The sequence below is a fragment of the Paucibacter sp. DJ2R-2 genome (assembly GCF_025717675.1).
In the GTDB taxonomy this organism is placed as follows: Bacteria; Pseudomonadota; Gammaproteobacteria; order Burkholderiales; family Burkholderiaceae_C; genus Paucibacter_A.
On sequence record NZ_JAJIRT010000003.1, the window covers coordinates 456,900 to 469,677 of the forward strand.

The window sequence follows — 12,778 nt, forward strand, 5'->3', positions numbered from 1 at the left end:
TGCCATGGCCTACACATCGCACCAGGATTGCTTCGCGTTTGAGCACCTGCCGCCGCGCGAGCAGTGGCCCGAGCTGATCTTCGAGCTGCCCGAGCTGCAGTTCCCCGAACGCCTGAACTGCGCGCATGAGCTTCTGGACGCCTGGGTCGAGCGCGGCCAGGGCGAGCGCCTCTGTGTGCAAGGCCTGGGTGTCGGCGGTGAGCCGGTGCGCTGGAGCTATGCCCAGCTTCAGGCCGAGGCCAACCGCATCGCCCATGTGCTGGTCGATGAGCTGGGCGTGGTGCCGGGCAACCGCGTGCTGCTGCGTGGTGCCAACACGCCGGCCATGGCGGCCTGCTGGTTCGCGGTGATGAAGGTGGGCGCCATCGCCGTGGCGACCATGCCCCTGCTGCGCGCGGTGGAGCTGGAACAGATCATCCAGAAAGCCGAAATCCGTCACGCCCTGTGCGACGAGCGCCTGGCCGAGGAGCTGCACCTGGCGCGCGAACGCTGCCCGGGTCTGACACAGGCCCTGCTGTTCCACAGCGCCGCGCCTGATGGCCTGGAGGCGCGCGCCGCGGCCAAGCCGGCGCAGTTCGCCACGGTGGACACCGCCGCCGAGGACTGCTGCATCATCGCCTTCACCTCGGGCACCACCGGCCAGCCCAAAGGCACCATGCATTTCCACCGCGATGTGATGGCCATCTGCCGCTGCTGGCCGCCGCATCTGCTGCGCCCTCAGGTCGACGATGTCTTCATCGGCAGCCCGCCGCTGGCCTTCACCTTTGGTCTTGGCGGCCTGCTGCTGTTCCCGATGACGGTGGGCGCCTCGACCGTGCTGCTGGAAAAAGCCTCGCCCGAGGCCTTGCTGCCGGCCGTGGCCCGCTATGGCGCCACCGTCCTGTTCACGGCGCCCACGTCTTACCGGGTGATGGCCCCGCTGCTGGGCGAGCATGAGCTGAGCAGCCTGCGCAAATGCGTCAGCGCCGGCGAGGCCTTGCCCGCCGCCACGCGCCAGCTCTGGAAAGAAGCGACCCGGGGCCGCACGGCGGCGGGCGAGGGCGGTATCGAGCTGATCGACGGCATCGGCGCCACCGAGCTGCTGCACATTTTTATCTCGCACGACGAGGCCACGGCCCGGCCCGGTGCCACCGGTCGGCCCGTGCCGGGTTACCGCGCCTGCGTGCTGGGCGAGGAGGGTCAGGTCTTGCCTCCCGGTCAGGTGGGTCGTCTGGCCGTCAAGGGCCCGACCGGCTGCCGCTACCTGGCCGACGAGCGCCAGAAGAACTATGTGCTGAACGGCTGGAACCTGACCGGCGATGCCTACCTCGTCGACGAGCAGGGTTTCTTCGTCTACCAGGCGCGCACCGACGACATGATCATCTCCGGCGGCTACAACATCGCCGGCCCCGAGGTGGAAGCGGCCCTGCTGCTGCATCCGGCCGTGGCCGAGTGCGGGGTGGTGGGGCAGGCTGATGAGGAGCGCGGCCAGATCGTCAAGGCCGTGGTGGTGCTGCGCCCCGGCTTCGAGGCCGGGCCCGAGCTGTGCAAGACCTTGCAGGATTTCGTCAAGGCCACCATCGCTCCGTACAAATACCCGCGCGCCATCGAGTTCCGCGAGCGCCTGCCGCGGACCGAGACCGGCAAGCTGCAACGCTTCCGCCTGCGCCAACCCGCCTAGAGCTTGTGAATTTTCTACTGCGCGACTGCCATGCGTCGTTGGTCCGGTGCTCGGAATCCTCACGTACAGGAAGTACGTTCCGGTTCCTGCGCTCCGTCCGCCTTGCCTGACAGCCGCTCGCTACGAAAATTCCCAAGCTAACAGTTCCATTCCTCGTGTTGTGATTTGCTGATTGTCCCATTCACCCCCGCCCTGGAGACCCTTGCCATGAAGACCAAGCGCTCAATGATGATGAAGCTCGTGCCCGCCGCCTTGAACTCAGCTGCGATGGCTTGCGTGTTGCTCGGCGCCAGCGGCTCCGCTTTGGCGGCCGACAAGGTCAAGGTCGGCCTGCTCAGCACCTTGTCTGGCCCTGGCGCCGGTCTGGGCGTGGACATCCGCGATGGCTTTCAGCTGGGGCTCAAGCATGCGGGTGGCAAGTTCGGCGGCCTGCCGGTCGAGCTGATCACCGCGGACGACCAGCAGAACCCCGAGGTCGCCAAGCAGACCTCGGACCGCCTGATCAAGCGCGACAAGGTCGACTTCATGACCGGCATCGTGTTTTCCAATCTGATGCTGGCCGTAGGCCCCAGCGTGTTCGAGAGCAAGACGCCCTACATCAGCGCCAATGCCGGCCCTTCGCAGTACGCGGGTGAGCAATGCAACCCCTATTTCTTCAACGTGGCCTGGCAGAACGACAACCTGCATGAGGCCGTGGGCAAGACGGTGATGGACAAGGGCTTCAAGAAGCTGGTGCTGCTGGCGCCCAACTACCCGGCCGGCAAGGACGCGCTGACCGGCTTCAAGCGCTTCTACAAGGGCGCGGTGGTCGAGGAGATCTACACCAAGCTCGGCCAACTGGACTATGCCGCCGAGCTGGCGCAGGCGCGCGCCGCCAAGCCCGATGCCATGTACATCTTCCTGCCCGGCGGCATGGGCATCAATTTCATCAAGCAGTTTGTCGGCGCCGGGCTGTCCAAGGACGTGACGCTGTTCGGCCCCGGCTTCTCGGCCGACGAGGATGTGATCAAGGCCGTGGGTGAGCCCATGCTGGGCATGTTCAACAGCTCGCACTGGGCGCATGACATGGACAACGCCGCCAACAAGAAGTTCGTGGCCGACTTCCAGAAAGACTACGGCCGCCTGCCTTCGCTTTACGCCAGCCAGGGCTATGACGCGGCCTTGCTGATGAACGCCGCGGTGCGCGATGTGAAGGGCAAGATCGAGGACAAGGATGCCGTGCTCAAGGCCATCAAGGCCGCCAAGTTCGAGTCCGTGCGTGGTGCCTTCAAGTTCAACAACAACCAGTACCCGATCCAGGACTACTACCTGCGTGTGATCGGCAAGGACACCCAGGGCCGCGTCACCAACAAGACCCTGGGCAAGATCTTCAGCAACCATGCGGACGCCTACGCGGCGTCGTGCAAGATGGCGGCCAAGTGAGCTGAGGCGCAGCGATGGATTGGGTGCTCGTCGCCGAGCAGGCCTTGAACGGCCTGCAGTTCGGACTCATGCTGTTTTTGCTGGCCGCCGGGCTGACCCTGGTGTTCGGCATCATGGACATGATCAATCTGGCCCATGGCTCGCTGTACATGGTGGGCGCCTACTTGGCGGCCGCCGTGGCGCAGGCGACGGGTTCCTTCGGCCTGGCGGTGCTGGGTTCGCTCTTGGGCACGGCGGTGTTCGGCATGCTGCTGGAGATGAGCGTGCTGCGCCGGCTTTATGCGCGCGACCACCTGTCCCAGGTGCTGGCGACCTTTGCCCTGATCCTGATCTGCAACGAGGGCGTGCGCATGATCTGGGGCGAGCAGCCGGTGATGCTGAACACGCCGGCGGCGCTGTCCGGGCCGGTGGAGCTGCTGCCGGGGCTCTACTACCCGGCTTACCGCCTGCTCATCATCGGTGTCGGCTTGGCGGTCGCGCTGCTGCTTTATGTGCTGGTGACGCGCAGCCGCATCGGCATGTGGGTGCGGGCCGGGGCCTCGAACCGGCCCATGGCCACGGCCTTGGGCGTGAACATCCGCTGGTTGTTCACGGCGGTGTTCGGCTTCGGCGCGGCGCTGTGCGCGCTGGCCGGCTCACTGCTAGGCCCGCTGCTGGCAGTGCAGGTGGGCATGGGCGAGAGCATCCTGATCCTGGCTTTTGTGGTGGTCGTGATCGGCGGCATCGGCTCCATCCGCGGTGCCCTGGTCGGCGCGCTCCTGGTGGGCGTGGTGGACACCTGCAGCCGCAGCTTGTTGCCCGCCGCTTTGCGCCAGCTGGCCTCGCCCGAACTGGCCGCCAATTTGGGCCCGGCGCTGGCCTCCATCCTGATCTATGTCTTGATGGCGGCCGTGCTGTTCTGGAAACCGCAGGGCCTGTTCCCGGCGCGCGGTTGAGATGCGATGCGGACCCACGAACACAATTCCATGAAGCACAACAACACGGTCTCCCCAGCGCCTGCGCTCAGCCGCCTGGACCACCGCGGCCTTGGGCCTTGGGCCTGGCCGCTGCTGGCGGCCCTGGCCGCCTTGCCGCCGCTGCTCACAGCCCTGGGCCTGGAGTTCTACACCGGCGTGGCCAGCCGCGTGCTGATCTTTGTGATCGCAGCGTCCAGCCTGAACCTGATCCTCGGTTTCGGCGGCATGGTCAGCTTTGGCCACGCAGCCTTTGTCGGCCTGGGTGCGTACACCGTGGGCATCTTGATGGACGCGGGCATCAGCTCGGCCTGGATCGCCTGGCCGGTGGCCATGTTGGTCAGCGGCCTGGCGGCGGGTTTGATCGGCGCCATCAGCCTGCGCACACGCGGGGTTTACTTCATCATGATCACGCTGGCCTTCGCGCAGATGTTCTATTACCTGGCCGTGTCGCTCAAGGCCTACGGCGGCGAGGACGGCTTGCCACTGGTCCAGCGCTCGCAGCTCAGCGGCCTGGTTAATTTGCAGAACGATGCGCAGATGTACTGGCTGCTGCTGGCCTTGGCGGCGGCGGTGATGTGGGGCTTGCAGCGCCTGATCAACTCGCCCTTTGGCCACCTGCTGCAGGGCATCAAGGAGAACGAGGCGCGCATGCATGCCCTGGGCGCGCGGGTGTTCGCCCTGCAGTGGCAGGCCTTTGTGCTGGCGGGGGCGATCGCCGGCCTGGCCGGTGCGCTGCTGGCGAACCTGAGCGGCCTGGTCACGCCGCACACCTTGCACTGGTCGCAGTCGGGCCAGCTGATGATCATGGTCATCATCGGCGGCGCCGGCTCGCTCTGGGGCGGGGCCCTGGGTGCTGTGGTGCTCTTGCTGCTGGAGGAACTGCTCAGCGGCTACACCTTGCATTGGCAGATGGCACTGGGCCTGCTGCTGCTGGCCGTGGTGATGCTGGCGCCGCAAGGCCTGGCCGGCCTGGCCGCACGCTGGAGGGCACGGGCATGAGCGCGGCACTCCAGAACACCGGGCCCATGCTGCAGGTTGAGCGCCTGTGCAAGCGCTTCGGCGCCCTGGCTGCGACGGATGAAGCCAGCTTTGCCCTGCACCGCGGCGAGATCCATGCCTTGATCGGCCCCAATGGCGCCGGCAAGACCACGTTGATCCATCAGCTCTCGGGCGCGCTGCGGCCGGACAGCGGCCGGGTGCTGCTCGACGGGCAAGACCTGACCCCGCTGGGCATGGCCGGCCGCGTCGCCGCCGGCTTGGTGCGCTCCTTCCAGATCACCAGCATCTTCAAGCGCCTGAGCGTGCACGACAACATCGCCCTGGGCTTGCAGGCGCGCCGGCCCGGCTTGCCCAACCTTTGGCGCCGCGCCTCGGCCGAGCGGGCCTTGCAGGAGCAGGCGGCCGCCTTGCTGGAGCTGTGCGGCCTGGCGGCGCGCGCCGACCAACTGGCGGGCAGCCTGGCCCATGGCGAGCAGCGGCAGCTGGAGGTGGGCCTGGCCCTGGCGGCGCAGCCGCGCCTGCTGCTGCTGGATGAACCCATGGCCGGCATGGGCCCTGATGAATCCGAGCGCATGGTGCTGCTGTTGCAGCGCCTGCGTGCCGAGCAAGGCCTGACCCTGCTGCTGGTGGAGCATGACATGGACGCGGTGTTCCGCCTGGCCGACCGCATCTCCACCCTGGTGTTCGGCCGCATCATCGCCAGCGGCACGCCGCAGGAGATTCGCGAGCACCCCGAGGTGCGCCGCGCCTATCTGGGCGACGAAGCCAGTGACGAAATGGAGGCCGCGCTGTGAGCAAGGGTGCTGGCGTGCAAAGCTCGGGCGGCGAAGCCCTCTTGGAAGTGGGCGGCCTGCAGGCCGCCTACGGCAGCAGCCAGGTGCTGTTCGGCCTCGATCTGCGTTTGCAGGCCGGCGAGGTGCTGACCCTGCTGGGCCGCAATGGCATGGGCAAGAGCACGACGTTGCGCTGCCTGTGCGGATGGATGGCGCCGACGGCCGGGCGCATTCGCTTCTGCGGTGAGGATGTGACCGGCTGGTCGGCCGACCGGATCGCCCGCCTGGGCCTGGGCCTGGTGCCGGAAGGGCGGCAGATCTTCCCCAACCTCAGCGTGCGCGAGAACCTCACGGCCTTTGCCGCCAACCGCTGCGCCGCGCGCGAGCCCTGGACCGAGGAGCGGGTGTTCCACCTGTTCCCGCGCCTGCAGGAGCGCGCCGCCAATATGGGCAACCAGCTCTCGGGTGGTGAGCAGCAGATGCTGGCGATTGCGCGCGCCCTGATGGGCAACCCGCGCCTCTTGGTGCTGGACGAGGCCAGCGAGGGCCTGGCGCCCCTGGTGCGCGAGGAGATCTGGCGCTGCCTCGACCATTTGCGCGCAGCGGGGCAGACGATTCTGGTGGTGGACAAATACGTGCGGCGCCTGATCCGCCTGGCCGACCGGCACCACATCCTGGAGCGCGGCCGCATGGTCTGGTCGGGCGACTCGGCCGAGCTGGCCGCGCAGCCCGAGCTCTGGCAGCGTTATCTGGGGGTGTGATTGGTGAGCACGCATATGAACACGAACACGGAAACGAAGCTCGGCGAGCCCGCGCCCCGCTGGGTGTTCGAGCGCCGCGAGCGGGTGCGTTTCGGCCATTGCGACCCGGCCGGCATCGTCTTCTACCCGCGCTATTTCGAGATGCTCAACGCCTTGATCGAAGACTGGGTCAGCGAGGGCCTGGGCGTCGATTTTTCGCAGCTGCTGGGCCCTCGCCGCGTGGGCCTGCCGACCGTGCACCTGGAGACCGATTTTCGGCGCATCAGCCGCATGGGCGACACTCTGATCCAGCGCATCGCCATCACCCGGCTGGGCCGCAGCTCGCTGGGGCTGACGGTGCATTTTGAGGGGGAGGGCGATGAGGGCAGGGCGCCTGAGTCGAGTGAGCCCCATCCCGGCCCTCGCGTGGTGTTTCAGCAGGTGCTGGTCTGCACCTCGCTGGACACCCACCGCCCCCAAGCCTTTCCCGATGATTTGCGCGCCGCCTTGACCTTGACGCTGCGCGCGCCCGGCTCGCAAGACGGGCCCAAGGAGTGAACTCACCATGAGCAGTACCGATCAGAACCCGACTTCGCTCGACAAACAAATCCTGCAACCGGCCGGCTGGGCCGCGCCACGCGGCTATGCCAATGGCGTGGCGGCCACGGGCCGCCAGGTCTTTGTGGCCGGCCAGATCGGCTGGAACGCGCAATGCCAGTTCGAGAGCGATGACTTCATCGCCCAGGTGCGCCAGGCGCTGATCAACATCAAGGCCGTGCTGGCCGAGGCCGGCGCCACCCCTGCCCACATCACCCGCATGACCTGGTACCTGCTGGACAAGCGCGAGTACCTGGCCCGCGGCCGCGAGGTGGGCCAGGCCTACCGCGAGGTGCTGGGGCATGAGTACCAGATCGCCATGTCAGCGGTGCAGGTGGCGGGCTTGATGGAAGACCGGGCCAAGGTCGAGATCGAGGTCACCGCCGTCATACCTTGAACGCCAACCCGGACTTTGCGCTGCCTCAGCCGGGCTGAGGTGCCGGCTGGTTACAGTGGCCTTACTTCCAATGGCCTGAGCCGCAGGCCGCGATGAGATTCACAGGCGCTGTCGGTGCCAACCGACAACACTTTCAGAGACCACGAACGAAGAAAACAGATCGAGAGACACACCATGAGCAAGAGCAACAAGGCACCTTCTCCTTCATTCCACTGGGACGACCCCCTGCTGCTGAACGAGCAGCTCAGCGACGACGAGCGCATGGTGCGCGACGCCGCAGCGGCCTATTGCCAGGAGCGGCTGGCGCCGCGCGTGCTCGAGGCCTTCCGCCATGAGCGCACCGACCTGGCCATCTTCCGCGAGATGGGCGAGATCGGCCTGCTCGGCCCCACCATCGCGCCCGAGTACGGCGGCCCTGGCCTCAACTACGTGGCCTACGGCTTGATCGCCCGTGAGGTGGAGCGCGTTGATTCGGGCTACCGCTCGATGATGAGTGTGCAGAGCTCGCTGGTCATGGTGCCGATCAACGACTTCGGCAACGAAGCCACCAAGCAGAAATACCTGCCCAAGCTGGCCACGGGCGAGTGGATCGGCTGCTTCGGCCTGACCGAACCCAACCACGGCTCCGACCCCGGCTCCATGGTCACCCGCGCCAAGAAGGTGGACGGCGGCTACAGCCTGACGGGTTCCAAGATGTGGATCACCAACAGCCCGGTGGCCGATGTGTTCGTGGTCTGGGCCAAGGACGACGAAGGCGCCATCCGCGGCTTTGTGCTCGAGAAAGGCTGGAAGGGTCTGAGCGCCCCGGCCATCCACGGCAAGGTGGGCCTGCGTGCGTCCATCACCGGCGAGATCGTCATGGACGGCGTGTTCTGCCCCGAAGAAAACGCCTTCCCCGAAGTGCGCGGCCTGAAAGGCCCGTTTACCTGCCTGAACAGCGCCCGCTACGGCATCGCCTGGGGCGCGCTGGGCGCGGCCGAAGACTGCTGGCACACCGCCCGCCAGTACGTGCTAGACCGTCAGCAGTTCGGCAAGCCCCTGGCCGCCAACCAACTGATCCAGAAAAAGCTGGCCGATATGCAGACTGAGATCACCCTGGGCCTGCAAGGCTGCCTGCGCCTGGGCCGCATGAAGGACGACGGCACGGCTGCGGTGGAGATCACCTCCATCATGAAACGCAACAGCTGCGGCAAGAGCCTGGACATCGCCCGCATGGCCCGCGACATGCTCGGCGGCAACGGCATCAGCGATGAATTCGGCATCGCCCGCCATCTGGTGAATCTCGAGGTGGTCAACACCTACGAAGGCACCCACGACATCCACGCCCTGATCCTGGGCCGGGCGCAGACGGGGATTGCGGCGTTCTGAAGCGAGACCCGACATGACATGCGATCCATCGAGGTGGGATCGCATGCTTGTTTCTTTCCTCCGTTCTTCCGTACTTCCCTTTCTTCTCTTCTTCCTCTTGATGTCAGTGCAGCAGGGCTGCGGGAGCTTGCAGCCGGTAGATCGGCTGCGGCTCTCTCAGTTGCCGAGGCAAGCTGTCGACCGGGCTGCGCACCGCGCCACCCCCCAGCTTGAGCACATGGGTGTAGATCATGGTGGTGGCCACATCTGAGTGGCCCAGCAACTCCTGCACCGTGCGGATGTCGTAGCCTGTTTGCAGCAAGTGGGTGGCGAAGCAGTGGCGCAAGGTGTGCGGCGTGGCAGGCTTGCTGATGCGTGCGGCCGCCAGCGCCCGCTTGAACGCCCGCTGGAAGGTCTCAGCGTAGAGGTGGTGTCGGCGGATGACGCCGCTGCGTGGATCGGTGGACAGCCGGTCTTGCGGAAACAGCCAGAACCAGGCCCAGCTGCTGCCCGCGCGTGGGTATTTGCGCTCCAGCGCGTAGGGCAACTCCACCCCGGCCTGGCCTGCTTCCACATCGGCCCACCACATGGCGCGCACTCGGCGCAGTTGGTCTTGCAGCGCGGCGCCCAATGAGTTGGGCAACATGACGACCCGGTCCTTGCTTCCTTTTCCTTGCCGCACGTAGATCGCGCCCTGGGAAAAATCAAGATCTTTGACCCGCAGCCCGAGGGCTTCGGAAATGCGCATGCCGGTGCCGTACAAAAGCTGGGCCAAGAGCTGATGCTCGCCCTCCATTCTTTGCAGCACTGTCGACACCTCGTCCGGGCTCAGCACGACCGGCAATCGCCGCTTGGGGATGGGCCGGCCAATGTCTTTCATCCAGGGCAGTTGCAAGCCCAAAACTTGCCCGTATAGAAAGAGCAGGGCAGACAGCGCCTGCCTGTGGCTGGACGGCGCCAATCCACGATCCGCCGCCAGGTGAGTCAGGTAGGCCTCCACCTCAGCGCCGCCCATGTCGCGCGGGTGGCGCAGGCCATGGAAACGGATGAAAGCCCGGCACCAATGGACATAAGCCTGCTCGGTGCTGCGGCTGTAGTGAAGCAATCGAATTCGCTCGCGCAGCTGATCCAGCAGCTTCACCGGGCGCAGCGGTGATCGGGGTGAGTGTTGCTGCTGTTGCTGTTGCTGCGATGCAGACGACGAGCCCGTCGCTTCGCCAGAAACTGGAACTCCAGGTTCTTTGCGAGCTGAAATAACGCCACGATTTGATGGCAACATACGCTCCGCCTTCCCGCCTGAGGGTGCCGCGCGAACCCGTCAGAGTGTTTGTAACAGGCGCGGCTTTTGACGTGAAATTTAATACTGTATGAAACAACAGTCAATCAGCGAAAAAAGTCAAAGCCGACAGGCACTTGCCTGGACTCGCGTGGACCCGGTTATTGCGACGTCAGCCGTGATAAGCGGCGTTTGCCACCGATATACAACACGTTATGGCTCATGAAAAACACTGAGACACTGCGGAACGTCATTGCCTCATTCGAGGGAGTTCGCTGGGCGACCTGCGGAACCAGAGAGGACCAAATTGGTGAGAGTAGGCAGCAGATTGCTTGGGTCAAGTTTCAACTCGAGAAGTCAGAGAACGGGTGGCGCACTCTTGAGTTTCTTACCTGGTGCCTACAGGACGCTTCGCGAGATCCTCTAGCGGCAGTACTGTTTCCTGTTACTGCACCGCCAGTGCTGAATGAGCCGGGCGAGTGCATCTGTTTTTTGTTCGAAGTTCCGATCACGGAAGAGCGGCATGACAGGGTGGAAGTTTTGGCTGTCCACTTGGCTCAGATCAAGGAAGAGGATTGGCCGCAATGCAGAGCCTGAGCCATAACCAGTCGCTCAACTGGACCTGCACCGGCACTTCGCCTACGGGCCTCATTTCATTCTGGCCCTGCGGCGTCCTGCCGATTCAGGCCAGTTAGCTTCAACGTTATCCCTCATCATGAAGTGCTGCCCACATTGCCAGGCTCGATCAATACCATGGCTTTCGGCAATCCGCTCAAGCAAGCGCCGTCCGGTTCGATGCGCGGGCTGCGATGAACTCTGCTTTCTTCCAAGCATTGCATCGGTTCCGGCTGCGGTGATGTTCGAGCTGGCAGCAATAGCAGCCTTGGTACTCTGGGGATTCCTTAGTGGGCTGGCCTTGCTTTTTGCAGCAGTTGCTGTCGCTGCCGTACTCGCTTTCCTTCCTGCCATTAGCTGGTCGTTGAAGCCTATTACTCCACGCAGCGACAAGCTTTCTATTTCACACCCGTCGCCGCTCTATCCTGGCAAACCATGAATACTTCTAAACCTTGGGCGCACCTGAGGGATAACCGGTCGCTCAACTGGACCCGCAACGGCATGCCGCCTGCGGGCCTCATTTCATTCTGGCCCTTCGGCGTCCTGCCGTCGCGGGCCGGTTAGCTCGAACGTTATCCCGCATGGCTAAGCTGATTCTCCGCCTAGCATTTGGTCTAGTCGTCGCCACAGCATTTTTGGCCGCCGCTGGGCCGATGGCGCTCTACTGGCTTGGACTCGACGCAATTGATACCCTGCCAATTCCGCCATCTGCGGTCGCGACTACAGAGCAGCAAGCCCTATCCTGGCACCGTGTGCGAGGTGTAGGAACGCCAAAGGTCCCGAGGCTCAATCCCTACTCGTATCTCTTGTCTACGGTCCGGGGTGCACCGCAAGATCCAGGAGTGCTTGCCGCGTGGCAAGTTGCTTCGGGCCATCTCCTGGTTCATCGACGTACGTCGGGCATGTTCTGGTGGCACCTTTCAGGTGCTGCGCTCACAATCTGGATAACCCGTAATTGGTCAGTCCAGCAGATACTGAGCCAATCAAGCGAACACGGGGTGCGCGGTGCGGGATAACCAGTCGCTCAACCGGACCCGCAACGGTATGCCGCCTACGGGCCTCATTTCATTCTGGCCCTCCGGCAGCATGCCGTCGCGGGCCAGTTAGCTTCAACGTTGGGCGTCATGAACAAGGATGAAGCGATTGCCAAAATAAGGCACTCCCAGGTCACCGTGGAGGCGCAAGTAATTACACCGCCTGGTCGCTCCTATGCTGAATATGTGCGGGAGCTGTATGGAAACCTTTTGGCCTGTGTAATTGAGCCTGTCAAGGTCAGGGTCACATCGGCTTGCGCGTTAGAGGGCGATTTCGAGCGTTACCGGAACGAGAAGGTCTGGGCAATAGCCCGCGATGGTGGCAGTTGGTTGCTAGCGCTTGAGAATGCAGATGACTTTGCCCTCGGATTTGGGGATGATCCCATGGACATAATGATGCATGGTTTCTCTTCAAACGACGCGCTCGGTGAGTGGTGCACATGAAATGTCGAGCGCTTCATTTGTTACGTGGCAAGCGCGGTGACGCCCAACCCTTCATTGCAGCGGACCTGCGCCAGCTACGCTGGCTGGTCCGCTGAATTCAAACGTTATGCAGCAAGCTAAGCAACGCTTGAAGGTCCGTTTTCGGTCGTGCGCTCGCCTCGATCGCGCGGAGCAATCTGCCATGATTTCCTCGGCGTCAGGCTGCATCCGATCCAGCTCAGCATTCGGCCGCCGTGATCTTGCCGGTCTTGGCCAAGGTGCTCATTCTCTTTTCTTGTTTCTCCGTCGGCCCGCAGAAGAACTACGCGCTTGCCGCCTCAGCCGATCGCCTCGTGGGTACAGCTTCGGTATGCTGTCGGCCACCTCCACCGCAGTGCCCTCGACGTGGCTCTGCATAACCGGTCGCTCGAGCCGATCGCCTGCGGCGTCGGCTCAGCTTCAACGTTGAGCCTCGCGTGCAAAGTGTGCACATTGCCTCCGCACCATGAATAGCCAAAGGTACCGATCGCTCCGAACAT

The 12,778-nt window shown here is 64.4% G+C and carries 10 protein-coding genes and 1 pseudogene; 10 read left to right on the plus strand and 1 reads right to left on the minus strand.

Annotated features, from left to right (window positions below; translation table 11 throughout):
• Positions 1 to 4: 4 nt before the first annotated feature.
• The 9 genes from LNV28_RS11315 (at position 5) to LNV28_RS11355 (ending at position 8,912) form a co-directional block, all read left to right on the plus strand.
• Complete coding sequence (locus LNV28_RS11315) at positions 5 to 1,660, plus strand: AMP-binding protein (protein ID WP_263519864.1); 1,656 nt, start codon at positions 5 to 7, stop codon at positions 1,658 to 1,660.
• A 207-nt stretch (positions 1,661 to 1,867) separates the two neighbouring features.
• The gene (locus LNV28_RS11320) at positions 1,868 to 3,082 is read left to right on the plus strand and encodes an ABC transporter substrate-binding protein (protein ID WP_411969957.1); all 1,215 of its coding nucleotides are present in this window, start codon (positions 1,868 to 1,870) and stop codon (positions 3,080 to 3,082) included.
• Between the two features lie 14 nt (positions 3,083 to 3,096).
• Complete coding sequence (locus LNV28_RS11325; protein ID WP_263519845.1) at positions 3,097 to 4,017, plus strand: branched-chain amino acid ABC transporter permease; 921 nt, start codon at positions 3,097 to 3,099, stop codon at positions 4,015 to 4,017.
• A 30-nt stretch (positions 4,018 to 4,047) separates the two neighbouring features.
• Positions 4,048 to 5,037: a branched-chain amino acid ABC transporter permease gene (locus LNV28_RS11330; RefSeq protein WP_263519846.1), complete on the plus strand. Its 990-nt coding sequence runs from the start codon at positions 4,048 to 4,050 to the stop codon at positions 5,035 to 5,037.
• Positions 5,034 to 5,831, plus strand: a complete 798-nt coding sequence (locus LNV28_RS11335; RefSeq protein WP_263519847.1) for an ABC transporter ATP-binding protein — start codon at positions 5,034 to 5,036, stop codon at positions 5,829 to 5,831. The genes LNV28_RS11330 and LNV28_RS11335 overlap by 4 nt, the downstream gene beginning before the upstream one ends.
• A 41-nt stretch (positions 5,832 to 5,872) precedes the next feature.
• Entirely contained in the window at positions 5,873 to 6,571 is a 699-nt protein-coding gene (locus LNV28_RS11340) for an ABC transporter ATP-binding protein (protein ID WP_411969962.1), read from the plus strand.
• A 15-nt stretch (positions 6,572 to 6,586) separates the two neighbouring features.
• On the plus strand, positions 6,587 to 7,108 hold the full coding sequence (locus LNV28_RS11345) for an acyl-CoA thioesterase (protein ID WP_263519848.1): 522 nt from the start codon (positions 6,587 to 6,589) through the stop codon (positions 7,106 to 7,108).
• A gap of 7 nt (positions 7,109 to 7,115) precedes the next feature.
• Positions 7,116 to 7,544, plus strand: coding sequence for a RidA family protein (locus LNV28_RS11350; protein WP_263519849.1), 429 nt, complete (start codon positions 7,116 to 7,118; stop codon positions 7,542 to 7,544).
• A 174-nt stretch (positions 7,545 to 7,718) separates the two neighbouring features.
• A complete protein-coding gene (locus LNV28_RS11355; RefSeq protein WP_263519850.1) occupies positions 7,719 to 8,912 on the plus strand; it encodes an acyl-CoA dehydrogenase in 1,194 nt (397 codons plus the stop codon).
• 103 nt (positions 8,913 to 9,015) lie between these two features.
• Here LNV28_RS11355 and LNV28_RS11360 read toward each other — a convergent pair.
• Positions 9,016 to 10,044, minus strand: a pseudogene (locus LNV28_RS11360) (integron integrase); the annotation flags it as partial.
• 1,862 nt (positions 10,045 to 11,906) lie between these two features.
• Between LNV28_RS11360 and LNV28_RS11365 the strand changes: the two are divergent.
• Complete coding sequence (locus tag LNV28_RS11365; RefSeq protein ID WP_263519851.1) at positions 11,907 to 12,260, plus strand: hypothetical protein; 354 nt, start codon at positions 11,907 to 11,909, stop codon at positions 12,258 to 12,260.
• Positions 12,261 to 12,778 lie beyond the last annotated feature (518 nt).

What these genes read in the sequence shown, in the direction of transcription:
- LNV28_RS11315 (WP_263519864.1), top strand. Translation starts at nt 5, where the DNA reads ATGGCCTACACATCGCACCAGGATTGCTTCGCGTTTGAGCACCTGCCG.
- LNV28_RS11320 (WP_411969957.1), top strand. Translation starts at nt 1,868, where the DNA reads ATGAAGACCAAGCGCTCAATGATGATGAAGCTCGTGCCCGCCGCCTTG.
- LNV28_RS11325 (WP_263519845.1), top strand. Translation starts at nt 3,097, where the DNA reads ATGGATTGGGTGCTCGTCGCCGAGCAGGCCTTGAACGGCCTGCAGTTC.
- LNV28_RS11330 (WP_263519846.1), top strand. Translation starts at nt 4,048, where the DNA reads ATGAAGCACAACAACACGGTCTCCCCAGCGCCTGCGCTCAGCCGCCTG.
- LNV28_RS11335 (WP_263519847.1), top strand. Translation starts at nt 5,034, where the DNA reads ATGAGCGCGGCACTCCAGAACACCGGGCCCATGCTGCAGGTTGAGCGC.
- LNV28_RS11345 (WP_263519848.1), top strand. Translation starts at nt 6,587, where the DNA reads ATGAACACGAACACGGAAACGAAGCTCGGCGAGCCCGCGCCCCGCTGG.
- LNV28_RS11350 (WP_263519849.1), top strand. Translation starts at nt 7,116, where the DNA reads ATGAGCAGTACCGATCAGAACCCGACTTCGCTCGACAAACAAATCCTG.
- LNV28_RS11355 (WP_263519850.1), top strand. Translation starts at nt 7,719, where the DNA reads ATGAGCAAGAGCAACAAGGCACCTTCTCCTTCATTCCACTGGGACGAC.
- LNV28_RS11365 (WP_263519851.1), top strand. Translation starts at nt 11,907, where the DNA reads ATGAACAAGGATGAAGCGATTGCCAAAATAAGGCACTCCCAGGTCACC.